General features: G+C 73.1%; 18 protein-coding genes, 1 tRNA gene and 1 pseudogene. 10 read left to right on the top strand and 10 right to left on the bottom strand.

The genetic code is table 11. The annotated features are described in order from the left end of the window. Positions 1 to 165: 165 nt before the first annotated feature. A complete protein-coding gene (gene pgm, locus LMU33_RS21285; RefSeq protein WP_228622091.1) occupies positions 166 to 1806 on the bottom strand; it encodes a phosphoglucomutase (alpha-D-glucose-1,6-bisphosphate-dependent) in 1641 nt (546 codons plus the stop codon). A 159-nt stretch (positions 1807 to 1965) separates the two neighbouring features. Here pgm and LMU33_RS21280 point away from each other — a divergent pair, with 159 nt between their 5' ends. Continuing rightward, positions 1966 to 2586, top strand: coding sequence for a DUF4328 domain-containing protein (locus LMU33_RS21280; RefSeq protein ID WP_228622090.1), 621 nt, complete (start codon positions 1966 to 1968; stop codon positions 2584 to 2586). 10 nt (positions 2587 to 2596) lie between these two features. On the opposite strand, the gene LMU33_RS21275 is transcribed toward LMU33_RS21280, so the two are convergent. Both LMU33_RS21275 and LMU33_RS21270 read right to left on the bottom strand, forming a co-directional pair. Next, a complete protein-coding gene (locus tag LMU33_RS21275; RefSeq protein ID WP_228622089.1) occupies positions 2597 to 3439 on the bottom strand; it encodes a chitosanase in 843 nt (280 codons plus the stop codon). A gap of 156 nt (positions 3440 to 3595) precedes the next feature. Continuing rightward, a complete protein-coding gene (locus LMU33_RS21270; protein ID WP_372478039.1) occupies positions 3596 to 5140 on the bottom strand; it encodes an MFS transporter in 1545 nt (514 codons plus the stop codon). A gap of 178 nt (positions 5141 to 5318) precedes the next feature. On the opposite strand from LMU33_RS21270, the gene mgrA reads away from it, so the two are divergent. Next, the gene (mgrA, locus tag LMU33_RS21265; protein WP_228622088.1) at positions 5319 to 6362 is read left to right on the top strand and encodes an L-glyceraldehyde 3-phosphate reductase; all 1044 of its coding nucleotides are present in this window, start codon (positions 5319 to 5321) and stop codon (positions 6360 to 6362) included. 160 nt (positions 6363 to 6522) lie between these two features. Then, positions 6523 to 6702, top strand: coding sequence for a hypothetical protein (locus tag LMU33_RS21260; protein ID WP_228622087.1), 180 nt, complete (start codon positions 6523 to 6525; stop codon positions 6700 to 6702). A 313-nt stretch (positions 6703 to 7015) separates the two neighbouring features. On the opposite strand, the gene LMU33_RS41710 is transcribed toward LMU33_RS21260, so the two are convergent. The 3 genes from LMU33_RS41710 to LMU33_RS21245 form a co-directional block, all read right to left on the bottom strand. Continuing rightward, positions 7016 to 8203 carry an ANTAR domain-containing protein gene (locus tag LMU33_RS41710; RefSeq protein WP_228622086.1) on the bottom strand — a complete coding sequence of 396 codons (1188 nt, stop codon included), beginning with the start codon at positions 8201 to 8203 and terminating at the stop codon, positions 7016 to 7018. Between the two features lie 291 nt (positions 8204 to 8494). Beyond that, positions 8495 to 10147 (bottom strand): MFS transporter, encoded by a 1653-nt coding sequence (locus LMU33_RS21250; protein WP_249814081.1) that lies wholly within the window; start codon positions 10145 to 10147, stop codon positions 8495 to 8497. 134 nt (positions 10148 to 10281) lie between these two features. Further along, positions 10282 to 10704 (bottom strand): MarR family winged helix-turn-helix transcriptional regulator, encoded by a 423-nt coding sequence (locus tag LMU33_RS21245; protein ID WP_228622084.1) that lies wholly within the window; start codon positions 10702 to 10704, stop codon positions 10282 to 10284. A gap of 157 nt (positions 10705 to 10861) precedes the next feature. On the opposite strand from LMU33_RS21245, the gene LMU33_RS21240 reads away from it, so the two are divergent. The 5 genes from LMU33_RS21240 to LMU33_RS21220 all read left to right on the top strand — a co-directional run bounded on the left by LMU33_RS21240 (position 10862) and on the right by LMU33_RS21220 (position 16745). Next, complete coding sequence (locus tag LMU33_RS21240; protein WP_228622083.1) at positions 10862 to 11035, top strand: CsbD family protein; 174 nt, start codon at positions 10862 to 10864, stop codon at positions 11033 to 11035. A gap of 238 nt (positions 11036 to 11273) precedes the next feature. After that, on the top strand, positions 11274 to 11720 hold the full coding sequence (locus LMU33_RS21235; RefSeq protein ID WP_228622082.1) for an ATP-binding protein: 447 nt from the start codon (positions 11274 to 11276) through the stop codon (positions 11718 to 11720). A gap of 1301 nt (positions 11721 to 13021) precedes the next feature. After that, positions 13022 to 14038, top strand: coding sequence for a 4Fe-4S dicluster domain-containing protein (locus tag LMU33_RS21230; RefSeq protein ID WP_228622081.1), 1017 nt, complete (start codon positions 13022 to 13024; stop codon positions 14036 to 14038). Next, complete coding sequence (gene nrfD / locus LMU33_RS21225) at positions 14035 to 15048, top strand: NrfD/PsrC family molybdoenzyme membrane anchor subunit (RefSeq protein ID WP_228622080.1); 1014 nt, start codon at positions 14035 to 14037, stop codon at positions 15046 to 15048. The genes LMU33_RS21230 and nrfD overlap by 4 nt, the downstream gene beginning before the upstream one ends. Positions 15049 to 15227: 179 nt before the next feature. After that, positions 15228 to 16745 (top strand): MFS transporter, encoded by a 1518-nt coding sequence (locus LMU33_RS21220; protein ID WP_228622079.1) that lies wholly within the window; start codon positions 15228 to 15230, stop codon positions 16743 to 16745. A gap of 313 nt (positions 16746 to 17058) precedes the next feature. Here the strand turns inward: LMU33_RS21220 and LMU33_RS21215 are convergent, their stop codons facing one another. Beyond that, entirely contained in the window at positions 17059 to 17739 is a 681-nt protein-coding gene (locus LMU33_RS21215) for a haloacid dehalogenase type II (RefSeq protein WP_228622078.1), read from the bottom strand. A 376-nt stretch (positions 17740 to 18115) separates the two neighbouring features. On the opposite strand from LMU33_RS21215, the gene fdh reads away from it, so the two are divergent. Next, on the top strand, positions 18116 to 21376 hold the full coding sequence (gene fdh / locus LMU33_RS21210) for a formate dehydrogenase (RefSeq protein ID WP_228622077.1): 3261 nt from the start codon (positions 18116 to 18118) through the stop codon (positions 21374 to 21376). A gap of 5 nt (positions 21377 to 21381) precedes the next feature. Here the strand turns inward: fdh and selD are convergent, their stop codons facing one another. Continuing rightward, positions 21382 to 22401 carry a selenide, water dikinase SelD gene (selD, locus tag LMU33_RS21205; protein WP_228622076.1) on the bottom strand — a complete coding sequence of 340 codons (1020 nt, stop codon included), beginning with the start codon at positions 22399 to 22401 and terminating at the stop codon, positions 21382 to 21384. 37 nt (positions 22402 to 22438) lie between these two features. Between selD and LMU33_RS21200 the strand changes: the two genes are divergently transcribed. Next, positions 22439 to 22531 (top strand) — tRNA-Sec (locus tag LMU33_RS21200). Between the two features lie 35 nt (positions 22532 to 22566). Here the strand turns inward: LMU33_RS21200 and LMU33_RS21195 are convergent. Continuing rightward, positions 22567 to 24309, bottom strand: a pseudogene (locus LMU33_RS21195) (SelB domain-containing protein); the annotation flags it as partial. Then, positions 24309 to 25655 (bottom strand): L-seryl-tRNA(Sec) selenium transferase, encoded by a 1347-nt coding sequence (gene selA, locus LMU33_RS21190; RefSeq protein ID WP_228622075.1) that lies wholly within the window; start codon positions 25653 to 25655, stop codon positions 24309 to 24311. The pseudogene LMU33_RS21195 and the gene selA, both read right to left, overlap by 1 nt. Positions 25656 to 25858 lie beyond the last annotated feature (203 nt).

The following is a 25858-nucleotide window of genomic DNA, read 5'->3' as shown; positions in this document are numbered from 1 at the left end:
CAGATCGGACCCCGTGCCGCGCGGGGCAGGCCGCGGGCCCCGCCGGCTGCGGCGCACCGCCAGGGTCACCGCGGCGTACCGCACCGCCGCCGGCCGCACCTGCCGTAGGTCCCGCCCGCCCGCCGGGCCCGTCCGGCCCGCCGCACAGGCCCGCCCGCCCGTCCCTCAGCCGCCGAGCGCCCCCAGCACCACCGCCTGGGCCTCCTGCTGCACCCGGGCGAGGTGGTCGGGGCCGAGGAAGGACTCGGCGTAGACCTTGTAGACGTCCTCGGTGCCCGAAGGACGGGCCGCGAACCAGGCGTTCTCCGTGGTGACCTTGATGCCGCCGATCGCGGCGCCGTTGCCGGGTGCCTCGGCCAACACCGCCGTGACGGCCTCTCCGGCGAGCGTGTCGGCGGTGACCTGGGCCGGTGACAACTTGCCGAGCAGCGCCTTCTGTTCGCGGGTCGCGGGCGCGTCGATACGGGCGTAGGCGGGTTCGCCGAAGCGGGCCGTCAGGTCGGCGTAGTGCTCCGACGGTGTCCGGTCCGTGACGGCCGTGATCTCGGAGGCGAGCAGGGCCAGGATGATGCCGTCCTTGTCGGTGGTCCACACGGAGCCGTCGCGGCGCAGGAAGGAGGCGCCGGCGGACTCCTCGCCGCCGAACCCGATGGCACCGTCGACCAGTCCGTCCACGAACCACTTGAACCCGACCGGGACCTCGACCAGTCGGCGGCCGAGGTCGGCGGCGACCCGGTCGATCATCGTGGAGGAGACCAGCGTCTTGCCGATGCCGGCGCCGGCGGGCCACTGGTCGCGGTGGCGGTACAGGTAGGAGATGGCGACCGCGAGGTAGTGGTTGGGGTTCATCAGGCCCGCGTCCGGGGTGACGATGCCGTGCCGGTCGGCGTCGGCGTCATTGCCGGTGGCGATCCGGAACCGGTCGCGCTGCTCGATGAGGGAGGCCATCGCGTACGGCGAGGAGCAGTCCATGCGGATCCGGCCGTCCCAGTCCAGCGTCATGAACCGCCAGGTGGGGTCGGTGTGCGGGTTGACCACGGTGAGGTCGATGCCGTGCTGTTCGGCGATGCGTCCCCAGTAGGCGACGGAGGCTCCGCCGAGCGGGTCGGCGCCGATGCGCACGCCGGCCGCGCGGACGGCGTCCAGGTCCAGCACGCTCGGCAGATCGCCGACGTAGACGCCGAGGAAGTCGTACCGCCCTGTCGTCTCCGCGGCGAGCGCCCGCTCGTACGGCATCCGGCGTACGTCCTTCAGGCCGCCGGTGATGATCTCGTTGGCCCGGTCCTGGATCCAGGAGGTGGCGTCGGAGGCCGCCGGGCCGCCGCTCGGCGGGTTGTACTTGAAACCGCCGTCGGCGGGCGGGTTGTGGGAGGGGGTGACGACCACGCCGTCGGCGAGACCGGAGGCGCGACCCCGGTTGTGGGCGAGGATCGCGTGCGAGACGGCGGGGGTGGGCGTGTAGCCGTCGGCGTTGTCGATGAGCACGCTGACGCCGTTGGCCGCGAACACCTCCAGCGCCGTGACCTTGGCGGGCTCGGACAGGGCGTGGGTGTCGGCACCGAGGAACAGGGGGCCGTCCGTGCCCTGGGCCGTGCGGTACTCGCAGATGGCCTGGCTGGTGGCGGCGATGTGGTCCTCGTTGAAGGCGGTCGCCAGGGACGAGCCCCGGTGCCCGGAGGTGCCGAACGCCACCCGCTGTGCCGGGTCGGCGGGGTCCGGGTGCAGTGCGTAGTACGCCGTGACCAGCCGGGCCACGTCGACAAGGTCCTCGGGACCGGCCGGCCGGCCGGCTCGCTCGTGCGGCATGAGTCCGCTCCTCCGCGTCATCCGATCGTTCGCTCACCGCCCATCTTTCCTCGTCAGGGCCCTGACACGCGAGTGCGCCCCGCCTTATGATCCGGTCCTTCGATCTTCGTGCCGCCCCGCCGGCCGTGCAGGGCGCCTTCCACAGACAGGTCTCCAACCGTGACCGGATCCGCCGCCCAGGCTCCTTGGTTCCTCGCTCGTTGCGCTCAGTTCGCCGTGGCAGTGGCGGCCGTCGCCGAACTGGTCCGGGCGCTGACGGTCCGTGCTCATCTGCTGCATCCGGCAACGACCACGGCCTCCGATTTCGCCCGGGTGTCGATGATCTTCGGGGACGTGGGAATCGCGACGATCGTGTTGTTCCTGGTGTGGTTCGCCCGCTGCCGGCGCAACGCCGAACTGCTCGCGCCCGGCCGGGTTCCCGGTTCCGTCACCTGGGCCGTCCTGGCCTGGCTGATACCGGTGTTCAACCTCTGGGTGCCTCGCGGGCTGGTGCAGGACGTCCACCGCGCGAGCGCGCCCGACGGCGCGGACGCGGGCCGCGGGGACCTCCTCGTGAACGTGTGGTGGGCGGCCTGGGTCGGGCACGCGGCGCTGACCCTGGCCGCCATGAACCTGGGCTACGGCACCTCACTGCCCCTGCTGGTGGCGGCCGAGGCCCTCGACCTCCTGGCCGCCGTCCTGGCGATCGCCGTGATCCAGCGCATCACGGTGCGGCAGGCCGCCGGGCTCGGCGCGGGGCCTCAGGTGCCCACGCCCGTCGACCTGCCGCACGCCTCGTGACACCGGCGCGTCAGCCGATGTGGTAACTGTCCCCGTACACCTTCCAGTCGAGCGGGGTGTTGAGGTCGAGGTTGCCCTTGCGCAGGAAGACCCGCTGCTCGGTGTCGACACGGGTGGTGTCGCTGTGCGCCTCCTCCTGCTTCATGGCCCACACCCGGGCGTCGAGGAAGGCGTTGAGGTACGTCGTCTCGTCGCCGCCCTGCGCCGGCGGCTTGGCACTGCGCAGGGCGCGCTTGCGGATGTTGCGGAAGCTGGTCGGGTCGTCGCCGTCGCCGTGCATGACGATGGCGTCGTAGTAGCAGAACTGGCCGAGGGTGCGCAGGCCGTCTGCCTTGCCCTGGGCGACCGCGGGGTTGAAGTAGACGCGGTCGCGCTCGTCGTTCTGGCACTGCTGGAACACGGCGTCCTGGGCGGCCTTGCGCCAGTCCTTGGGGTAGTTGGGGTCGAGGCCGCTGTGGGAGTCGCTGCCGTTGACCTTGCGCAGGGCGGGCAGGTACTTGGCGAGGACGTTGCCGGGCTTGCGGTCGGCGTAGAGCTGGACCAGGTCGAGCATGTCGCCGGTGCCGGAACAGAAGCCGATGATGCCGGCGGTGTAGCCGCGGCCGTCGCCGATGTCCTCGATGTACCTGTACTGGGCCTTCCAGTCGAGCGAGGAGTTCTCCGCGCTCGACACCAGTTCCATGGCGATCTCCTTCTTCGCCGGGTCGTCGAGGCCCGACGCCGCCGCCGGGGCGGCGGTCGCGCGCTGGGACACGAGCAGGGCACCGGAGGCGACGGTGGCGCCGAGGAGGGCGACGACGGTCCGGCGGGATATGGGCGCGGGGGCTGCTGTCTCGCGGTCTGTGTTCACCACAGGGCTCCAAGCGGGAGTGGGGGGTGGGTCGTTGGTCCGTGCTGGTCCGCACCGGACACTGGTAGGAAAGTTTCCTATCAAACACGGCCATGCTCGGTAACCAGGCTCGCGAGAAGTTCGTAGGATCGAACGAGGACTTTACCGGAGCGGCGCGCCTCAGATGCGCCGGACGCCGTCCCGCTGCTGCACGTACTTGTACAACTCCCGTGACACTGTGATCAGTTCGCGCTGCTCCTCCCGCGAACCGACCATCGGCCGCGAACCCTTGAGCGGCACCTGGGCGGTCTCGGGCAGGAACTTCACCGTCAGCAGTCCGATGACCCCGGCCAGCATCAGGTAGTAGGCCGGCATCAGGTCGTCGCCGGTGGCCGTGACCAGCGCGGCGGTCATCAGCGGAGTGGTGCCGCCGAACGCGGAGACGGCGACGTTGAAGCCGATGCCCATCGCGGCGTAGCGGACGGCGGTCGGGAACAGGGCGGGCAGCGTGGCCGCGCTCGGTGCGGCGAAGCACGCCAGCAGAGTGGCGAGCAGCAGGACGCCGAGGATCGGCGGCCAGGTGCCGTGCGCCTTGATCAGCAGGAAGGCGGGCACCGCCAGTACGATCATCGCGGCGGCCGCGACGGCGTAGACCGGCCGTCGGCCGACGCGGTCACTGAGCCGGCCGAGGAAGGTGATCAGCACGACGATCCACAGCATGCCGATGAGCACCAGGACGTCGGCGGAGCCGCTGGAGCGGTTCAGGACCTCGGTCTGATAGGTCGGCAGATAGCCGGTCACCATGTAGTTGGTGACGTTGTACAGCAGCACCAGCCCCATGCAGACGAGCAGCTCCCCCCAGTGGCTGCGGACGATGTCCTTGAACTCGCTGCGAGCCGATTTCTGCGCCAGGGCCTTCTCGTGTTCGTCCAGCTGCTGCTGGAAGGCCGGGGACTCCTCCAGCTTGAGCCGCATGTAGAGACCGATCACACCGAGCGGTCCGGCGATCAGGAACGGGATGCGCCAGCCCCAGGACAGCATCTGACCGTCGGTCAGGGCCAGGTTGAGCACGGTGACCAGGGCCGAGCCGAGGGCGTAGCCGACGAAGGTGCCGAAGTCGAGCCAGCTGGAGAGGTAGCCGCGCCTGCGGTCCGGCGAGTACTCGGAGACGAAGGTGGTCGCGCCGCCGTACTCCCCGCCGGTGGAGAAGCCCTGCACCATGCGGGCCAGCAGGAGGAGCACGGGAGCGGCGATACCTATCGTGCCGTAGCCGGGGATGACACCGATGGCGAAGGTGCCGACCGCCATCATGATCATGGTGGTGGCGAGCACCTTCTGCCGGCCGATCCGGTCGCCGAGCGGCCCGAAGACCAGGCCGCCGAGCGGCCGGACGACGAAGGCGGCGGCGAAGGTCGCGAAGGAGGAGATGACCTGCGCGCCCGGGGAGGCGCCGGGGAAGAACACCTTGCCGATGGTGGCGGCGAGGTAGCTGTAGACACCGAAGTCGAACCACTCCATGCAGTTCCCGAGCGCGGAGGCACCCACGGCACGCCGGAGCAGCGGTGGTTCGACGACCTCGACGTCGCCCCTGCCGAACGCCCGCCGGTTGCGGCGAAGCCTGCGGGTCAGTTCCTCGCTGACCTGGCGGGGCAGCTGTGCCACGGCCTGCGGCGTCCGCGGGCCGCCTCGACTCTCCCGCCGGCCCTGCGAACCGGCACCGCTCACGAGCGCCTCCTTCTGTCGCGTCACCGGTCACCGCCTGCCCCCCTGGCCGATTCAGAAACGGAACCGCTCAATCCCATCCGGTACGGCGGTTGGACTTGCGCGGCGCGCGGGCGCAGGGTGGACGAGCCCGTCCGTACACGGAGGGGCGACCCGAACAGCACCACCCGGAGAGGACCCGATGACCCACGTCGCGGACCCCGCACGCTACGACGGCACCATGCACTACCGGCGCACCGGCCGCTCGGGGCTGGACCTGCCCGTCCTGTCCCTGGGCTACTGGCACAACTTCGGCGACGACCGACCCTTCGAGACCCAGCGCGAGATCGCGCTGCGCGCCTTCGACCTCGGGATCACGCACCACGACCTGGCGAACAACTACGGCCCGCCGTACGGCGCGGCCGAGCTGAACTTCGGGCAGCTGCTGAAGCGGGACCTCGCTCCGTACCGCGACGAGCTGGTGATCTCCACCAAGGCCGGCTGGGACATGTGGCCCGGCCCCTACGGGCAGGGCGGCGGCTCCCGGAAGTACGTGCTGGCCTCGCTGGACCAGTCGCTGCGCCGCATGGGCGTGGACTACGTGGACATCTTCTACTCCCACCGGCTGGACGCGACCACGCCGCTGGAGGAGACGATGGGGGCGCTCGACACCGCCGTACGCCAGGGCAAGGCGCTGTACGTCGGCATCTCCTCCTACGACGCCGAGCGCACCCGGCAGGCGACGGCGATCCTGCGGGAGCTGGGTACCCCGCTACTGATCCACCAGCCGTCGTACAGCATGCTCAACCGCTGGATCGAGACGGAGGGCCTGCTGGACGTGGCCGAGGAGGAGGGCTTCGGGGTCATCGGCTTCACCGCCCTCGCCCAGGGCCTGCTGACCGGCCGCTACCTGGACGGCGTGCCGCAGGACTCGCGGGCGGCCCGCGGCACGTCCTTCGACGCCTCCTGGCTGACGGACGACATGCTGCGGCGGCTGCGCGCCCTGAACGACATCGCGGCGCGGCGCGGTCAGACGCTGGCACAGATGGCGCTGGCCTGGGCGCTGCGCGACGAGCGGGTGACGTCGCTCGTCATCGGGGCCTCGCGCACCGAGCAGCTGGAGCAGAACGTCGCCGCGCTGGAGAACCTCCGGTTCGGCGCCGAGGAACTGGCCGAGATCGACAAGTACGCGACGGACGGCGGCGTGGACCTGTGGCGTGAGGCGCGGCTGGGCCAGTTGGGGTGACCCGGCCGGGGCGATCCCGGGTGAGAGGTGGGCTCTCGGTGACATCCATCACTGACAGAGGGAATAAAGCGGACATAATGGATGTCGTACGGACAGCGTTGTCAGAGCGGATTACAGCGCCTTCGTGTTCAACCGCGACTTTCAAGGAGCCGCTCGTCCTATGGCATACGGAGCCCACCGCAGCACGCTCCCTCCCCGTCCCGACTTGAGCCTCGCCCACGACTGCGAGGTGTGCCTCGGCTGGGGCACCGTCGTCACCCGCGACGGCGACCACGAACTGTGCCACATGTGCCAGGGCGTGCCCCCAGACGACGAGGGCATCGTCCGCGCCGACTCCTAACTCCCCCACCTCCCGCCCCACCCGGGCTCGCCCGGCCCCGCAGCGCCCTTGCACTACGGGGCCGTGGGGGCGGTACGTCTTCTGCACGCCGAAGCGGTTCCACGCGGCCGGTTCTCCGGCCGGCACGGCGGCATGATCGTGACCGTGGGCCGGTTCATCGAGGGCACCGCCAGGCCGACGGCATCATCGCCGGCACCAGGGGCGTGCACGTGGCGCTGCTTGCTCGCTGCTTGCTCCTTCGGCATGCTGACCGCCGCCCTCGTCGTACGGCAGGTCGTACGGCGGCGCCGCGAGCGCTGCCCCGACGGACGGCTCAGCCGCCCCCGGCAGCCTGGAGGTGCAGGTACTCGAGGGCGTCCTGCACCACGGTGCGCCCGTACCAGGACCGCCACATGGCCAGGCCGTGGGCCATGACGTCCAGATCGGCCTCCTGCCCTGGGTGCAGCCACGCACCGGGGTCGACACGGTGCAGCGAGATCACTCCGTTGCAGTCGCCGGCGTCCGTCACCATCGGCACGGCGTGCAGCGCGCGGCTGCCCACGGCGAGCGCCGCCCGGCCCACCGGATGACCGGCCAGTTCCGGATTCGCGGCCACGTCCGCCACGGTCACCGGCCGGCCGGCGATCCTTGCCAGGGCACACACCGCGGGCGGTCCGGCCACCAGCGCCAGGCAGTCGCGGTAGGCGGCGTCCAGCCCGTGATGAGCCTCGAGCACGAGCGCCTCGTCCTGCACCGAGTCGGTCAGATGGATCTCGGCCGCGTCGGCGTCCGCCAGCGTCACCGCCGCGTACAGGGCCGCCCTCAGCACCTGCCGTCGGTCCCGCGGGTCCACGGCGTCTGCCTGCGGCAGTCCGAGGCCGGGCGGCGGGGCGTGCCGGCGCCCGGGGAACCACTCCCGTTCCGTCAGCGGCGGCGGTGCGGCCACCACGGCCGAGGCCACTACGCGCAGCGGCACGTTGTGGTGCTGGGAGGCCGCGCGCAGCAGGGCGAAGGCGTCAGCGGGTCCGGGCAGGGAGTAACGGGCGATGAGGATGCCCTGGGCAATGCCGATGATCCCGCTGGTGCGGGCCTTGGCACGCAGGCCGAAGACCTCACCGGGGACGTCCCCGGCCGGGGAGAGCCAGGTCCGCGCGTTCCGGCTCGCCCGCCTACTGCTCACGGCGGCGAGCGCGCCCTCCAGACTCGGGTACAGACGGATGCCCGGCAGCGGCGTCGTCGTGAGCAGCCGGTGCACCTGAGGGGTGGCCCCGGTGACCAGGACGGGGTCGGCGGCGCGGTGCCGGGTGTGGAGGTCGAGGGTGTGCACCGCCGTGCTGCTCACGTGTCGCACACCGGACATGTCCAGGACGAGTCGCAGGCCCCGCTCGTCGGCCCGCCGCAGCCGCAGGTCCAGCTCGCGTCCCAGCACTCCGGCGCCGTGGGCGTCGAGAGTCCCCGACAGGCGCAGCACCACCGCCTGCTCGGTCACCGGCTGCACGGTGACCGTGGCCTCTCCCGTCACAGAGCCTCACCCACCGACATCGGCTCGCAGCCCCTCGCCGCCTGTTGAGCGCTGCTTCCTCCACCTTGTTCCCTCGCACGACGAAAAGGCAAGCAGCCCACCCGGCACCCTGATGCCTCGCCCCGCCCGGGTGCGGTGCACGGTGGTGTGCGCCTGTGCCCTCGGCGCACACTGGAACAAAGACCGCGGCCCGTGGTCGGTGGTCCGGGGCTCCCCCGGTTCGGAACAGTGCTGGGGGAGCTTCGACGTGCCCCAGACTCCGCGACTCCGGACGGGCTCCCGCCGCGGCTTCTAGGGCGAGGTGCGCGTGGGCCGGGCCTGCGCCGTGTGGTCCGCCCCCGCCTGCGGGGTGTCGTCGTCGGCGCGCACGTGGCCGCCGCGCAGGGCGGAGGCGAGCGCGGAGACCAGGGCCATGCCCGCGGCGACGCCGAAGACGATGGTCAGGCCGTGGTGGAAGGGCCCGGAGACCAGCTCCGGGAAGAAGGTGTGGCCGGTCAGGGCGGCCCGCTGGGCGGCGGTCAGCTGGTCCAGGGTGCCGCCGCCGAGCAGATGGCCGATCGGGTTGTCGCCGAGGAACGTGGCGAACAGGGTGCTGACGGGCGGCAGCGAGGCCGCCTGGTGCGCGGTCGCGGCGGGCACGCCGTGCGCCTGGAGTCCGCTGCCGAGCGTCTTCGGCAGGGTGCTCGCGAGGCCGGAGACCATCAGCGAGAAGAAGACGCCGATGGACAGGGCCGTGCCGGAGTTCTGGAAGGTGGAGCGCATCCCGGAGGCCACACCCCGGTCACGGGCCGGCACGCTGCCCATGATGGAGGAGGTGTTGGGCGAGGAGAACATGCCCTGGCCGAGGCCGTTGAGCAGCAGCAGCGTCGCGAAGACGCCGTAGTCGAAGTCCACCGGGAGGGCCAGCAGGCCGAGGAAGGAACCGGCGACGACGACCAGTCCCGCCGTGGAGAACAGGCGGGCGCCGAAGCGGTCGGAGAGGTAGCCGGAGACCGGGCCGGCGACCAGGAAGCCGAGGGTGAGCGGCAGCATGAAGATGCCGGCCCACAGCGGGGTGTCCTCGAAGTCGTAGCCGTGCAGCGGCAGCCAGATGCCCTGCAGCCAGATGATCAGCATGAACTGCAGCCCGCCGCGGGCGATCGCGGTGAGCAGGGCGGCCAGGTTGCCGGCGGCGAACGCCCGCACCCGGAACAGCGACAGCCGGAACATGGGCTCGGCGGCCCGTGACTCGACGCGGGCGAACACCAGCAGCAGGAGCACGCCGCCGATCAGGCCCGCCAGGACCCAGGGGTCGGTCCAGCCCGTGGAGTGGCCGCCGTAGGGCTGGATGCCGTAGGTGATACCCGCGAGCAGGATGCCCGCGCCGGAGGCGAAGGTGAGGTTGCCGAGCCAGTCGATCCGGCCGCGTCCGCCGGCCGAGGTCTCGCGCAGGCTCAGGTACGACCAGACGGTGCCGGTGACGCTGACCGGGACGCTCACCCAGAACACCGCCCGCCAGTCGACCGCGGCCAGCAGGCCGCCGGCGAGCAGGCCGAGGAACTGCCCGGCGAGCGCGGTGATCTGGTTGATGCCGAGCGCCATGCCACGCTGCCGGGCCGGGAAGGCGTCGGTGAGGATGGCGGCCGAGTTGGCGGTGAGCATGGAGCCGCCGAAGGCCTGCACGATCCGCCACAGGATCAGCCACAGCGCGCCCGCCCCGGCCCGGAACGGGTCGAGGGACAGGGCGACGGAGGCGCAGGCGAAGACCAGGAAGCCCAGGTTGTAGATGCGGACCCGGCCGAACATGTCGCCGAGCCTGCCGAGCACGACCACCAGGACGGCCGAGACCAGCAGATAGCCGAGGATCATCCACAGCAGGTAGCCGATGTTGCCGGCCGCGAGCGGGTCCAGGCCGATGCCGCGGAAGATCGCCGGCAGCGAGATGATCACGATGGAGGCGTCCATCGTGGCGATCAGGACGCCGAGGGTGGTGTTGGACAGCGCGACCCACTTGTAGCCGGGACCCGGTGGTGTGTCCCTGAGGCGGGCCGAGCGGGCGAGGAGCCGGCCGCGTATGCCCGCGGCGGGCGTACGGCCGGTCACAGTCGTTCCGCCAGCCGGTCGAGCAGGGGCAGGACGTCGTACAGGGCCTGCCGCTCCTGCGGGGTCAGCTCGTCGAGAGCGTGGGCGAGGCGGGCCACGGACTCGGAGCGGCGCTGCTCCAGCATGGTCCGCCCGTCGTCGGTGATCGAGACGATGGCGCGGCGGCCGTCGGCGGTGTCGGGCGTACGGCTCACCAGTCCGCGTTGTTCGAGTCCGGCGAGGGTGCTGGCCATCGCCTGCGGCCGGACGCGTTCGAGTTCGGCGAGCGAGCCGGGCGAGTCCGGACCGGTGCGGGCCAGCCGGGCCAGCACCGAGACGCCGGACAACGTCACGTCGCCGACCGCGTGCGCCTGGCGCAGTCGGCGGACGATCCGGCCCATGGCCAGCCGCAGTGAGGCGGCGAGTGCAACCGTGTCCACGATTACTAACGATAGGTTTATCAGTCTGGACTGTTCAACCAAGCGTAAGTAATCAGACTTTCGACAGAGGTATGTTCCTGATTTCCTGTTTGGGTGGCGGCTTCACGGCAATCCGACTGGGGACCGGACCCCGCACAATGTTGGGATGTGACACCCGATGGCAGGCAACCAGAAGGCGAAGGCCAAGAAGGAGCAGGCCAAGGGCAGGGCGAAGGAGGCCATGGGCCGCGCCGTCGGCAACGAGCGGCTGGAGGCCGAGGGCCGTGCGGAAGGTGCGCGCGGTGACGCCCGGCAGGCCAAGGAGAAGGCCAAGGACACCTTCAAGCACTGAGGCGGCGCCTCCGATACCGAACGGGGCCGGGACGTCCAGCGGTGCTGGTCTCCCGGGCCCGTCCGGCCGTGCGCAAGACCCGGTCCGTGGCCTGCGGCCTGGGGCTCGTGGGCAACCGGAGGATTCGCGGCGTACGTCCCCCTTGATCGTCGGCCCAGCGGGTATCCGCGCACAGGACGGGACGTTCCCGCATGCAACAGGAAGGGCTCCTGGCGCCGCACGAAAAGGGCAATGACGTATGGACATCCCGCCCGGGACGCACACAAGGACGCAGACCCGCGCCGCGCTCCTGCGCTGCAGTCGCACCTGGGACGACGCCATGGCCGGCATCGGCGATGCGAGGGACGCCGTCGCCGCGCTGCTCGCCGAGGTACGACCCGCACCCCCACGGCGCTCGGTGCAGGACGCCCGGCTCGTCGCCAGCGAGCTCGTCACGAACGTGGCCAAGCACGCCCCCGGCCCGTGCACCCTGAGCCTGGAAGTGCTGCCCGGCGCCGGCGCCCTGCGCATCGCGGTGTCGGACACCTCGCCCGACCCGCCCCTGATGCGCCCTCCCGATCCCCGCCGGGTCGGCGGGCACGGGCTGCACCTCGTCGCGATGCTCTCCCGCGCTCTCGAGGTGGCCCGGCTGCCCCACGGCAAACGGATCACCGCCACCGTGCCGCTCGCCGCCGAGCCGGAGTGAGCGTCCAGCCGTTCGCGGTCCACGGTGACGATCCGGCAGTCGTGCGGCTTGGGGCAGGAGGGCGGGGGCCGGGTCCTTCGCGCCCGCGAGGAGCAGCGTGTCGCAGCCCCGCAGCAGCGCGGACGCCGCCTCGCTGCCGAGGGGCCCGCCACGCCCGTGGCGCAGGGAAGGCCGTCGGGCAGGGGGTCGCGGGCGAGGGCCGTGGTGGCGACACCGGCACCGAGGAGTGATGCGAGGCCCGCGGCCTGCGCGGAGGCGGCGCGGCCGGCGTTGCCCACGAGCACGGCCGGTTTCCCGGCACCGTCGACCACCTCGGCCGCGCGCCGCACGTCCCGCTCGTCCTGCATGAGCACCGGCGGGCTGAAGTCGACGCGTACGGCGTCGTCCAGCCCGCTGGGCGCCGTCGCCTCGAGGCCATGGCGGGGTACGACGAGGCTCGCGACGCCGCGGTCGGTGGGCGCGGCCGGTGCGGCCGGTGCCGGATGGTTCGGGGCGTCGCGGATCGGCTCCGGCCCGGAGACCTCTTCGCAGAAGACGGAGATCTCCGCCGGACGGCGCACGGTCCCCTCCGCCGATCCGCCCAGGGATGGCTTCCCCGCCCACAAGGCGGGCACCGGCGTCCGGTCCGCCGCCACGCCGTACCCGCCCAGCAGCCGCGGCACACCCGCGCCGGCTGGAGCGGGACAGCAGCCGGGGCGGCCGGTGAGCTTGGCGTCGGCGCACGCCGTGCGGACTCCGCAACGCACGCCTGGACGAACCACGGCGCCTCCGGCGCGCCGGCCACGGCGCCGGCCGGCGCGTCGACCTCCGGGTCCCCGCACACCGTCCGCGGCACCAGGTAGCCCCGCAGCCCCGCCGGGTGGCCCCGGACCGGTCCGGCGAACGAGCCCGGCGGCCGTTTCGGGCGCGCGGGCCCGGGGCACCCGTGCCAGGCTCGAAAGAGAGCACCGAGAGTGAGGGACCCAGCACGGGCGGAAGGCGAGCACACGTGGCGGTGTCCGAGGAGCGGCGGTCGGCCCCGGGCCAGGGGCGCGGCGGACGCCTCGTGTCCGCGCTGGACCATCGGCTGCCGGTCTCCGCGGCCAGGTCGAGCGGGAGCGAGTCTGCGCATTCGTGCTGCCGTTCCCGCCCTGTCACGCCAGGAAACGGGCCTGCCTCAGGTCTGGCGAACAAGGATGCGCACACCCTGCTGTCCCACGAGGAGGAAAACCGCTTCCTCGTGCGCGACACGCCCCGGCACCCTGAAGCGCCTGGCGAGGTACCCGAGGGGGCCGAGAAGTCATGAGCGAGGAGGCAGGGCGATGAGGGACGGCGACGAGGACCGCGGTCGTCTGTGGTACGGCCCGCAGCCGGACGTGGCCGGGGACTCCGGCTACCCGGACGCCCCGCCGAGGATGGGCTTCTTCACCGACACCTCGGTGTGCATCGGCTGCAAGGCGTGCGAGGTGGCGTGCAAGGAGTGGAACGCCATCCCGGAGGACGGTCTCGTCTGGACCGGTATGTCGTACGACAACACCCAAGGCCTGGGCGCCGACACCTGGCGGCATGTGGCCTTCATCGAACAGCGCAAGCCGTTCGGCGGGCAGGAACCCGGGGTCGCGCACGAGGACGTCGATGTGTTCGCCGCCGCAGCCCGCCTCGGCACCGACGCCTCCTCCCCCGGCCCGGGTGCCACCGCTCCCCCGCCCGGGCGGGCCCCCGAGGGCGCGCCCGCCGGGCAGATCTCCCCCCTCTCCCCGGACGGCCGCACCGAGTTGCGCTGGCTGATGTCCTCCGACGTGTGCAAGCACTGCACGCACGCCGCCTGTCTGGACGTGTGCCCCACGGGAGCGCTGTTCCGGACCGAGTTCGGCACGGTCGTCGTCCAGGAGGACATCTGCAACGGCTGCGGCTACTGCGTGCCCGCCTGCCCCTACGGCGTCATCGACCAGCGCGAGGACGACGGCCGGGTGTGGAAGTGCACGCTGTGCTACGACCGGCTCGGTGTCGGCATGGAGCCCGCCTGCGCCAAGTCCTGCCCCACGGACTCCATCCAGTTCGGCCCGCTGGACGAACTGCGGGAGCGGGCACAGGCCCGGGTGGCGCAGTTGCACGCGGCCGGCGTGCCCGACGCGCGGCTGTACGGCGAGAGCCCGGAGGACGGGGTCGGCGGCGACGGCGCGTTCTTCCTGCTGCTCGACGAGCCGGAGGTCTACGGCCTCCCGCCCGACCCGGTGGTCACCACCCGGGACCTGCCCGCCATGTGGCGGCACGCGGCGCTGGCCGCCGGCTCGCTGCTGGCCCTGGCCCTGGGCAGTTTCGCGAGGAGGCCACGATGAGCGAGTCGGGCGTCACCGGGGACGGCGTGCGGGGCGTACGGCCCGGCAGGCAGGCTCCGACGGGCGCCGGCGGGGGCCGCCGGAGGCACCGGCGCGGGCGGGGCGAGCAGCCGATGGTTCCGGACGCCGCGTTCTCGTCGTACTACGGCAAACCCGTGCTGAAGAAGCCGACGTGGAAGCCGCTGGACATCGCCGGTTACCTGTATCTCGGCGGGCTGGCCGGGGCGTCCTCGCTGCTCGCGGCCGGGGGCCAGGTCACCGGGCGGCCGGGGCTCGCAGCTCCCGCCAAGTTGGGGGCCGCCGGCGCCATCTCCCTGTCGCTGGCCGCGCTCGTCCACGACCTGGGCAGACCGGCCCGGTTTCTGAACATGCTGCGCGTCTTCAAGCCCACGTCCCCCATGAGCGTGGGTTCGTGGCTGCTGGCGGGGTACGCGCCGCTGACGCTGACCGCCGCGGCGACGGAGGTGGCGGGCCGGTACCGGCTGCTGGGCTCGGCCGCCACCGTGGCGTCCGCCGTCCTCGGCCCGGCCGTCGCCACCTACACGGCGGTGCTGCTCTCCGACACGGCGGTGCCGTCCTGGCACGAGGGCCACCGCGAGCTGCCGTTCGTCTTCGCGGGCTCCGCCGCCACCGCGGCCTCCGGCCTGGCCCTGGCCGCGGCCCCGCCCGCCCAGGCGGGGCCGGCCCGCCGGCTGGCCGTACTCGGGGCGGCCCTGGAGCTGGGCGCGTTCCGGGTGATGAAGCGGCGCATGGGCCTGACCGCTGAGCCCTTCGAACAGGGCAGGCCGCATCTGCTGCTGCGCGCGGCGGAGGCGCTGACGGCGGGCGGCGCGGCGCTCGCCCTGTGCTGCGGGCGGGACCGGCGCCTGGCGCTGGCGGCCGGAGCGGCGCTGCTCACCGGCTCGGCGGCCCTGCGCTTCGGTGTGTTCCACGCCGGGGTTGCCTCCGCGGAGGATCCGAAGTACACGGTCGTACCGCAGCGGGAGCGGCTGGAGCGGCGCGGCCGCTGACGGTGTGAGCACCGGACGGGCGGCGTCGGCCGCGCCAGAGGTGCCGGTGTCGCGCGCGTCCACGGCGGTCGCGGCCTGCCGTTGGCACGGTGCGGTGTGTGTTCCGTGCCGCGTGGGGAACTTGGTCCGGCCCGGGCGACGCTGGTGAGCCGGGTCCGGGCCTGGCGAGAGGAGCCCCTGTGACAGCGTCGGCGTCAGCGGCGGACGGTCGGCACGCGGGCGATCAGGAGGCCGGATACGAGCCGGATCCGCGCCGGTGGCGGGCCCTGTGGGTCACCTTGGTGGCCGGCTTCATGAGCCTGCTGGACGTGACGATCGTGGCGGTCGCCCTGCCCACGATCCAGCGCGATCTGCACGCCTCCCCCGCGCAGGTGCAGTGGGTGGTGTCCGGATACGCGCTCGCCTTCGCCCTCGCGCTCGTCACGGCCGGCCGCCTCGGCGACGCGCTGGACCGGCGCCGCATCTTCCTGCTGGCCCTCAGCTGTTTCGTGGTCTTCAGCGCGGCCTGCGGAGCGGCTCCCGGCATCACGCTGCTGGTGGCGGCCCGGCTCGCCCAGGGACTGGCGGCGGGCTTCATGGCGCCGCAGAACTCCGCGCTGATCCAGCAGATGTTCCGCGGCGCCGAGCGCGGCCGCGCCTTCGGCTTCTTCGGCGCCACCGTCGGCATATCGTCCGCGACCGGACCCATCACCGGCGGCGCCATCCTCGCCCTGGCCTCGGGCGCCCAGGGCTGGCGGTGGATCTTCTACGTCAACGTCCCCATCGGCATCCTGGCCGTCCTGCTCGGCCGCCGGCTGCTGCCCCGCACCCGCCGGTCCGGACGGGGGCGCGTGGACCTGCCCGGCGTGGTGCTGCTCGGTCTCGGCGTGCTCGCGGTGATGTACCCGCTGGTCCAGGCGGACTCCGGCGGCATCGGACGCGTGTGGTGGCTGTTCCTCGTCGGCCTGGCGATCCTCGCCGTCTTCGCCCGGTGGCAGCGCCGCCTCGTCGCGCGGGGTGCCCAGCCGCTGCTCGACCCGCGTCTGTTCACCACCGTGCGCGGATACGCCGTCGGCGCCGGAGTCGGCACGCTGTACTTCGTCGGGTTCAGCGGTGTGTGGCTGGTCTTCGCGCTCTTCTACCAGCACGGTCTGGGCTTCTCCCCGCTCCGGTCCGGCCTCGCCGTGACGCCCTTCGCCCTGGGCTCGGCCGGCGCGGCGGTGGTCGCCGGCCGGCTGGTGGACCGCTTCGGCCGCCTACTGACCGTGTGCGGGCTGACGGGCGTGATCCTCGGCCTGGGCGGCACCGCGCTGCTGCTCCGCTTCGCACCCCTCGGCAGCGCGCCCTGGGCCGCCGCCCCGCTGCTGTTCCTCGGCGGCGTCGGCAGCGGCTGCGTGGTCTCCCCCAACATCACGATGACGCTGCGGGACGTGCCCGTACGCATGGCGGGTGCGGCGGGCGGCGCCCTGCAGACCGGTCAGCGGCTGGGTGCCGCGGTGGGCACCGCGGCCCTGCCCGGCTTCTTCTACCTCGTGCTCGGCAGGAGTCACGACTACCGCGGTGCCGTCGTCACCGCGCTGGGCGCCGCCCTCGTCGGCATGGTCGCCTCGCTCGCGCTCGCGTCGTCCGACTGGCGGCGCGACCGGCGCATGCGCCCACCGCACCGGAAATGCCCGGACGAGGTCGCCAACAGCCCCATGCACGCCCGACAGACCTGACCAAGTCCCCTCGTCCTCCGGTGACGACGGCTGCCGGGACCGGCTCGTACCTCGTCGGAGCTGCCCGACGGAGCAGGGGGCAGAAGCAGGCATGACCGGCAGACGCAGCCCACGACGGCCACCGGAAAGCGCCGCTCAGCCGACCGCGAGCCGCGCCGCCAGGTCCGACACGGCGGTGACGGCCAGGTCGGCGGGGCGCGCCCTCACAGGGCAGGGGAACCTACACCCCCATGCACGCCCGGCAGACATGACCCAATCCCCCTCCCCGATGACAGCAGACGCGCAGCCCACGACGGCCACCGGAAAGCGCCGCTCAGCCGGCCGCGAGCCGCGCCGCCAGGTCCGACACGGCGGTGACGGTCAGGTCGGCGGGGCGTGCCGTCGAGGGGTAGGGGCGTGGGGTCCGGCGCAGCCAGGCGGTGGGCAGGCCTGCGCGGGCGGCGCCGTCGACGTCCCACGGGTGCACCGAGACCAGCAGGACCGCACCGGCCGGCACGCCCATGGCCTTCAGCGCGTGGGCGTAGGCCTCCCGTGCGGGCTTCCAGCGGCCCGGTGCCTCGACGTCCAGGTGGGACTCGAAGCAGTCGGTCAGTCCGGCCCTGTCGAGCACCGCGCGGGTGGTGCCGGCGCTGCCGTTCGTCAGGGTCGCCAGCCGGTACCCGGCCGCACGCAGCGACCGTACTCCGCCGGGCACGTCCGGGTGCACGGGCAGCTCGGGCAGTCCGGCGAGGACATGTGCCGCGGCCTGTTCCGGGTCGGTGGCGCCCTCCGCTCCTGCTGCCAGCGCCCGCAGTCCGTCCCCGGCGACGGCCGCGAAGGAAGCGTGGCCTCCGGCGAGGGTGAGCGCCACGCCGTCGCGCAGCACCCCCGCGAACCAGGCGGACAGCAGGTGGCCGGGCAGACCGACGTGTTCCAGGCGGTCGGCGAGCGGAGTCATGTCGGTGAGCGTTTCGTTGACGTCGAAGACCAGGACGCGTGGGCGGTCAGCGGGCAAGGTGATCACCTCCGGACGCGGGCGGGCCGAGCCCCTGCGCCGATCACCGGGGACACACAGCCCGCGACGAGCGACTCCAGCGCGAAGGCGACCCCGAGGATGTGAGGCTGCCTCACCGCCCCGCCGTCCCCGGCGCTCATGCGATCACTCCCGTCACCTCACTCGGGACCGCGACGACCCGGTCCCTGCCGGCGGCACCCGGTACGGTCCGTGCGCCGACACACCGCAGCGGCGGAGTCCCCCGGATCGGCCCCCTCACACCTGCCGGTTCCGTTTGACCGCCCCCGGCCGGGGTACCCCGCCGCGCACCGGGAGCTGGAGATGCCCCGGCCGCGCGGATGCGGGAAAATCCAGGGAACCGGCGGGAGGAGTGGCTGTGGGCGTGCGCACCTGGATCGACTCCTGGCCGGTCTACCGGCAGTTGACGGGCACCGATCCGCTGGGCCGGGGCGCCGCGGCGAAGAGCGGGCAGAGCGAGCGGCTTCAGGCCCGGGTGGCCACGGCCGACCGGGTGGTGAAGTCCGTCTGCCCGTACTGCGCGGTGGGCTGCGGCCAGAACGTGTACGTCCAGGGCGGGAAGGTCACCCAGATCGAGGGCGACCCCGACTCCCCGATCTCGCGCGGGCGGCTGTGCCCCAAGGGCGCGGCGAGCCTGCAGCTGACCACCGGGGACGCCCGTGAGCACCAGGTCCTCTACCGGCGCCCGCACGGCACCGAGTGGGAGCGGCTGGACCTCGACACGGCGATGGACATGATCGCCGACCGGGTGATCGCGGCGCGCCGGGCGGGCTGGCAGTGGGAGGTCGACGAGACCCGCACCCGGCGCACCCTCGGCATCGCGAGCCTCGGCGGGGCCACGCTCGACAACGAAGAGAACTACCTGATCAAGAAGTTGTTCACGGCGCTCGGTGCGATCCAGATCGAGAACCAGGCGCGTGTTTGACACTCTTCCACCGTTCCCAGTCTGGGAACCTCGTTCGGACGCGGCGGCGCGACCACCTTCCAGCAGGACCTGCAGAACGCGGACTGCATCGTCATCGAGGGCTCGAACATGGCCGAGTGCCATCCGGTCGGGTTCCAGTGGGTGATGGAGGCCAAGGCGCGGGGCGCGAAGCTGGTCCACGTCGACCCGCGGTTCACCCGCACCAGCGCACTGGCCGATGTGCATGTGCCGCTGCGCGCGGGCACGGACATCGCCTTCCTCGGCGGGATCATCAACTATGTGCTGGAGCACGAGAAGTACTTCCGCGACTACATCGTGGCCTACAGCAACGCCCCGGTGATCCTCCGGGAGGACTTCCGCGACACCGAGGACCTCGCGGGTGTGTTCTCCGGCCTGGATGCGAAGAACCACTCCTACGACAACGCCAGTTGGCAGTACGAGGGCGCCGAGATCCAGGCGGCCTCCGGGGAGCGCGACCAGGAGTACGAGAAGCGCACCCGCGGCGGCAGTTCGGTGACCGAGGCGGCACGCGGCGAGGCGCACGGGGCGGGCGGCGCGGTGATCGGCGAGGGCGAACCCGAGCGCGACGAGACGCTGGCCCATCCGCGCTGTGTCTTCCAGGTCCTCAAGCGGCACTACGCCCGCTACACGCCGGAGATGGTCGAGGAGGTGTGCGGGGTGCCGCGGGACCTGTTCCGGCAGGTGTGCGAGCTGGTCACGGAGAACTCCGGGCGCGACCGGACCACCGCCTTCGCCTACGCGGTCGGCTGGACCCAGCACACGGTGGGCGTGCAGTACATCCGGGCGGCCTGTGTCCTGCAGACCCTGCTCGGCAACATCGGCCGGCCGGGCGGGGGCATCCTCGCGCTGCGCGGACACGCCTCCATCCAGGGCTCCACGGACATCCCGACCCTGTTCAACCTGCTGCCGGGCTACATCCCGATGCCGCACGCCCACCAGAACCAGGACCTGGACGCCTTCGTGCAGGCCGACGCGGCCCACAAGGGCTACTGGGGCAACATGCGCTCGTACCTGGTGAGCCTGCTCAAGGCCTACTGGGGTGACGCGGCGCGGGCCGACAACGACTTCTGCTTCGACTACCTGCCCCGGCTGACCGGCAGCCACTCGGCGTACGAGACGGCCATGGCCCAGCTGGAGGGCACCTGCAAGGGCTACTTCCTGTACGGCGAGAACCCGGCGGTCGGCAACGCCAACTCCAAGGTGATGCGGCTCGGCATGGCGAACCTGGACTGGCTGGTCGTCCGGGACTTCTCGCTGATCGAGTCGGCCACCTGGTGGCAGGACGGGCCCGAGATCGAGACCGGTGAGCTGCGCACGGAGGACATCCGCACCGAGGTGTTCTTCCTGCCGGCCGCCGCGCACACGGAGAAGGACGGCAGCTTCACCAACACCCAGCGGCTGCTGCAGTGGCACCACCAGGCGGTCGAGCCGCCCGGCGAGGCGCGCAGCGACCTGTGGTTCACCTATCACCTGGGGCGGATCATCCGGGAGAAGCTCGCCGGGTCCTCCGACGAGATGGACCGGCCGCTGCTCGACCTGGCCTGGGACTATCCGACGAGGGGCCGGCTCGCCGAACCGGACGCGGAGGCCGTCCTCGCCGAGATCAACGGCCACGACGGCGAGGGGAACCCGCTGTCCTCCTACGAGCAGCTGAAGCCGGACGGCTCGACGTCCTGCGGCTGCTGGATCTACTGCGGTGTCCGCGCCGACGGCGTCAACCAGGCCGCCCGCCGCAGGCCCGGCCGGGAGCAGGACTGGGTGGCCGCCGAATGGGCGTGGGCCTGGCCCGCCAACCGGCGGATCCTCTACAACCGCGCCTCCGCCGACCCGCAGGGCAGGCCCTGGAGCGAGCGGAAGGCACTGGTGTGGTGGGACCCGGAGAAGGGCGAGTGGTCCGGGCACGACGTACCCGACTTCAAGAAGGACAAGGCACCCGATCACCAGCCGCCCGAGGACGCGACCGGTCCGGCGGCGCTGTCCGGCACGGACCCGTTCATCATGCAGGCCGACGGCAAGGCCTGGCTGTACGTGCCGTCCGGACTCACCGACGGCCCGCTGCCGGCCCACTACGAGCCGCAGGACTCTCCGTTCCCGAATTTGCTCTACGACCAACAACGCAATCCCGTACGGCAGTTGATGCCGACGATCCCCGACAACCGCTACCAGCCGAGCGGTGACGAGCGCGGTTCCCAGGTGTTCCCGTACGTGGCCACCACCTACCGGCTCACCGAGCACCACACGGCGGGCGGCATGTCCCGCTGGCAGCCGTATCTGGCCGAGCTGCAGCCGGAGTTCTTCTGCGAGGTCTCCCCGGAGCTCGCCGCCGAGCGGGGCCTGGAACACACCGGGTGGGCGACGATCGTCAGCGCCCGCGCGGTGATCGAGGCGCGGGTGCTGGTGACCGACCGGATCGCGCCGCTGACGGTGCAGGGGCGCAGGCTGCACCAGGTGGGGCTGCCGTACCACTGGGGTCCCAACGGCTACAGCACCGGGGACGCGGCCAACGAACTGCTGCACCTGTCCCTCGACCCCAACACGCACATCCAGGAGTCGAAGGCCTTCGCCGTGGACATCCGCCCGGGGCGGCGGCCGCGCGGTCCGGCCTCGGTGGAACTGGTGCGGGCGTACCGGGCCCGGGCAGGCATCGACGAGCACACGGGAACGCAGCCGTAGCGGCCCTATCGGAGGACGATCGAGTGGGAGCCGCGCGGCACGAGTTCCCCCACGACCGGCGCCCCGGGCACCTCGCCGGCGACCAGCAGACCACCGGAGGTCTGGGCGTCGGCCAGCAGCAGCCGGGTGTCGGCGTCGGTGTCCCCGAAGTCGGTGTGCGGGGCGACCCATTCGAGGTTGCGCCGGGTGCCGCCGCTGACGTATCCGCCCCGGACGGCCTCCCGGGCCCCGTCCAGGTACGGGACGGCGGCGGTGTCGACCACGGCGGTCACTTCCGAGGCCCGCGCCAGCTTGTGGAGGTGGCCGAGGAAGCCGAACCCCGTGACGTCGGTGGCACAGGTGGCCCCGGCGGCGAGGGCGGCCTCGGCGGCGTCCCGGTTGAGTGCCGTCATGGCGGCGACGGCCTGCTCGAACCGCTCGCCGGTGACCTTGTGCCGGTTGTTGAGCACGCCCACGCCGAGCGGCTTGGTCAGCGACAGCGGCTGCCCCGGCCGGCCGGCGTCGTTGCGCAGCAGCCGCCCCGGGTCCGCGAGGCCGGTGACGGCCATGCCGTACTTGGGTTCCGGGTCGTCGACGCTGTGTCCGCCGCCGACATGGCAGCCGGCCTCGGTGGCGATGTCCAGGCCGCCGCGCAGTACCTCGCGGGCCAGGTCGAAGGGGAGCCGGTCGCGCGGCCAGGCCAGCAGGTTCACGGCGAGCACCGGCCGGCCGCCCATCGCGTACACGTCGGACAGGGCGTTGGCGGCGGCGATGCGGCCCCAGTCGTAGGGGTCGTCCACGACCGGGGTGAAGAAGTCGGCCGTACAGACGACGGCGGTGCCCCGGTGTGTGACCACGGCGGCGTCGTCGCCGGTGGCGAGCCCGACGAGCAGCGGCGTGTCGCCCCCGGCGAGCTGGGGCACGGTCAGCCCGGCGACCACCTCCTCCAGTTCCCCGGGCGGGATCTTGCAGGCACAGCCGCCGCCGTGCGCGTACTGGGTGAGCCGGACGGGCGCCGGGTGGATCGGTGGGGATGTCGATGTCATGGCGGCGGTCTCCTGGGGCAGTAGCCTGACGAGCGGTGGAGGCGTGTGGGTGCCTGGTGGCCCTCCCGGTCTTCAAAACCGAGGGGCCCGAGGATCTCGGGCCGGCGGGTTCGATTCCCGTCCGCCTCCGTTCACGGCGTCGGTACGGCAGCGCCGGCGCTGGTCGTCGACGCGCTCGGTGTGCCCCCGGGCGTCCAGGAACTCCAGCAGAGGTACGGCGACCCGCCGGGTGGTGTCCAGCGCACGGCGGGCCTCTTGAAGCGTGAACGGCTGGGGCAGGGTGCGCAGCACGGCGGCGGCCTCGGCGTCGGCGCCGGGCAGCAGCACGATTCCGTCGGCGATCCGCAGCAGCGCGCCGGCCGTGACGGCGGCCGCCAACGCCCTGCGGTCCAGTCCGAGTTCGGCGAGCCAGCCGGCCTCGGGGGCGCGGAACGGCGTACGGGCGAGGTCCTCGCGCACGGCGTCCACGGCCGCGCGGACGGGTGGCGGCAGGGCGGGGCGAAGGCCGTCCGGGTGGTACAGCCGGCCTTGCTCGCTGCGGAGTCGGGGCGTGGTCTCGGCCAGGGCGTCCACGAGGGCGCGATCCGGCAGGCCGAGCAGCCGGCGGGCCGCCTCGGCGGGCAGGCCCGGCTCCAGCGGGTGTTCCCTCGCGTACCGCTCCACCTCGCCGGCCAGCCGGTCCTTCAGGGCGGTCCAGTAGGCGCCGTCCGCCAGCCAGTCCCGCGTGACGGGTTCGGCGGGGGCCGGGAAGCCCATCGCCAGCAGGTCGGCGCGCCGGATCAGTTTGCGGCGGCGCAGTTCGGCGGCGCCGTCGGGGCGGCCGGTCAGGGCGTCGAGTTCGGCGGCACGGGCCCGCCCCGCGCCACGCCGGGTCAGCCGGGGCGGCCGTACGTCGAGGACGGTGGCCCCGCAGGGCATACGGCTGCCGCCCGGCTCGCGCAGCACCGCGCGGTCGCCGACCCGCAGCGGCAGGCCCCGGGCGAGGGTGAGCCGGGCGGTGTCCGCACCGAGCGGGCGGAGGGTGACGGGCACGGCGGCCGTGCCGATGTGCAGGGTGACCGAACGGGGCAGGTCACGGACCGGCTCGCCGGTGACCCGTACGTCGAGCACCGCGCTGCTCAGCCAGCGGTCCGGGGTCAGCAGCACCTGTCCCCGGCGCAGTCCGTCGGCCCCCCGGCCGTGCACATTGACCGCGACCCGGGCCACCCCGCTGACCGCCGTCCGCTCCTCGTGCAGGGTCTGCAGCCCGCGCACCCGGAGCACGGCCGAACCGTCGCCGGTGACGAGCCGGTCGCCGATGCGCAGGGTGCCCGCGCCGAGCGTGCCGGTCACGACGGTGCCGTGGCCGCGCACGGTGAAGGCGCGGTCGAGCCACAGCCGTACGTCGGCGTCGGGGTCGGGGTCGGTCAACTCACCTGCCAGCCGCGCCAGTTCACCGCGCAGCTCGTCCAGTCCCGCACCGGTGACGGCGCTCACCGCGACCGCGGGGACCTTGCCGAGACAGGTCCGGGCCAGCCGCTCGACGGCGTCGATGCCTACGGCCCCGGGGTCGGCGAGGTCGCTGCGGGTCACGGCGAGGACGGCGTGCCGGACGCCGAGCGCGTCGAGAACGGCCAGGTGCTCCTCGGACTGGGGCTGCCAGCCCTGGTCGGCGGCGACCACGAACAGCACGGCGGGCACCGGACCGACTCCGGCCAGCATGGTCGGCACGAAGCGTTCGTGCCCGGGCACGTCGACGAAGGCGAGGTGGTCCCCGTCCGCGCCGAGCCGCGTCCACACGAACCCCAGGTCGAGGGTGAGCCCCCGGCGCCGCTCCTCCTCGTAGCGGTCGGGCTCCATGCCGGTGAGGGCCCGTACCAGGGCGGACTTGCCGTGGTCGACATGGCCGGCGGTGGCGAGCACCCGCATCAGGACCGCCTCTCCTGTCCCGGCCGGGCGCGGCGCACGGCATCGGCCAGCCGTGCGTCGTCCTGCTCGGGCACCGCACGCAGGTCCAGCAGGCAGCGGCCCGCCTCCAGCCGTCCGACGACGGGGACCGGGCCGGTGCGCAGCGCGGCGGCGTACGGCTCGGGCAGGGAGAGGGCCGCGCTGGGCAGGGTGACTCCGGGGGCGCCGCCGCCGCCGACGGTGGCGAAGGAGTCGACGGCCCGTACGTCGATGCCGTCGGCGGCGAGTCCGCCCGCGAGCCGCTCGGCGCGGGCGCGCAGGCCGGCCGGGTCGGCGGTGAGGGCGAGGGCGGTCGGGGTGGGCGGGCCGCTGAGGGTGGCCTCCAGGGCGGCCAGGGTCAGCTTGTCGACGCGCAGGGCGCGGGCCAGCGGGTGCCGGGCAAGGGCGCGGACCAGGTCGCTCTCGCCCAGCAGCAGCCCGCACTGGGGGCCGCCGAGGAGCTTGTCGCCGCTCGCGGTGACGAGGGCGGCGCCCGCGCGGAGTTCGGTGTCTGCGTCGGGTTCCTCGGGCAGCGCGGGATGCGGGGCGAGCAGTCCGGAGCCGATGTCGACGACGACCGGGACGCCGAGAGCGGCGAGTTCGGCGGTCCCGGCGGACCGGGTGAAGCCGGTGATGCGGAAGTTGGACGGATGCACCTTGAGCACGAACCCGGTGTCCGGGCCGACCACGGCGGCGTAGTCGGCCGCCGCCGTGCGGTTGGTCGTGCCGACCTCGCGGAGCCGGGCGCCGGTCGAGACGAGCAGGTCCGGCAGCCGGAAGCCGTCCCCGATCTCCACCATCTCGCCCCGGCTGACGACGATCTCCTTGCCCGCCGCGAGGGCGGTGGCGGCGAGCACGAGCGCGGCGGCGCCGTTGTTGACGACGTGCGCGGCCCCGGCGGACGGCACGCGCTGGTGCAGGGCGGCGAGGGCGGAACGGCCACGGCGGGCGCGTACCCCGGTCGCCAGGTCCAGTTCGACGTCCGTGGGTCCGGCGGCCTCCTGGACGGCCTGCCGGGCGGCGGGCGACAGCGGGGCCCGGCCGAGGTTGGTGTGCAGCAGCACCCCGGTGGCGTTGATCACCGGCCGCAGTCCGCTCGCCGTACCGGGCAGCAGGGCCACGGCCGTTTCCGGTACCTGCTCGGGCGGGATGCGGCCCTCCCGGGCCCGCGTCTGCGCCTCGCGTACGGCGGCCTTCACCACAACGGCACCGAGCCGCTCCACCGCCGCCGACAGCCGGGGATCGCGCAGCAGGTGGTCGGTGCGCGGGATGTGACGGCGGGCGTCGGTGCCGTCCGGTGGCCGTACGGAGTGTTCTGCCGACCGCACCGCGTGGTCCGCCGACCGTTCGGCCGTGCCGCCGCGCGGTTCGAATGGGCTGTCGTACCGTTCGGGCGTGCCGTCGCAATTCCGGGATGTGGCGTCGCGCCCTTCACCGGTGCCGTCGCGCGATGCGGATGTGCCAGCGCGCCGTTCGGATGTGCCGCCGCGTGGTTCGGACGTGCCGTCGCGCCCTTCACCGGTGCCGTCGC

It is taken from the genome of Streptomyces barringtoniae, assembly GCF_020819595.1.
GTDB classification, from domain to species: domain Bacteria; phylum Actinomycetota; class Actinomycetes; order Streptomycetales; family Streptomycetaceae; genus Streptomyces; species Streptomyces barringtoniae.
This window is presented reverse-complemented; position numbering and strand designations above follow the sequence as displayed.

Excerpts from the sequence above, each read along its gene's own strand:
- pgm (WP_228622091.1), bottom strand. The coding sequence starts at position 1,806 with ATGCCGCACGAGCGAGCCGGCCGGCCGGCCGGTCCCGAGGACCTTGTC.
- LMU33_RS21235 (WP_228622082.1), top strand. The coding sequence starts at position 11,274 with ATGGACATCCCGCCCGGGACGCACACAAGGACGCAGACCCGCGCCGCG.
- LMU33_RS21250 (WP_249814081.1), bottom strand. The coding sequence starts at position 10,147 with ATGGACGCCTCCATCGTGATCATCTCGCTGCCGGCGATCTTCCGCGGC.
- LMU33_RS21260 (WP_228622087.1), top strand. The coding sequence starts at position 6,523 with ATGGCATACGGAGCCCACCGCAGCACGCTCCCTCCCCGTCCCGACTTG.
- LMU33_RS21240 (WP_228622083.1), top strand. The coding sequence starts at position 10,862 with ATGGCAGGCAACCAGAAGGCGAAGGCCAAGAAGGAGCAGGCCAAGGGC.
- LMU33_RS21230 (WP_228622081.1), top strand. The coding sequence starts at position 13,022 with ATGAGGGACGGCGACGAGGACCGCGGTCGTCTGTGGTACGGCCCGCAG.
- mgrA (WP_228622088.1), top strand. The coding sequence starts at position 5,319 with ATGACCCACGTCGCGGACCCCGCACGCTACGACGGCACCATGCACTAC.
- nrfD (WP_228622080.1), top strand. The coding sequence starts at position 14,035 with ATGAGCGAGTCGGGCGTCACCGGGGACGGCGTGCGGGGCGTACGGCCC.
- selD (WP_228622076.1), bottom strand. The coding sequence starts at position 22,401 with ATGACATCGACATCCCCACCGATCCACCCGGCGCCCGTCCGGCTCACC.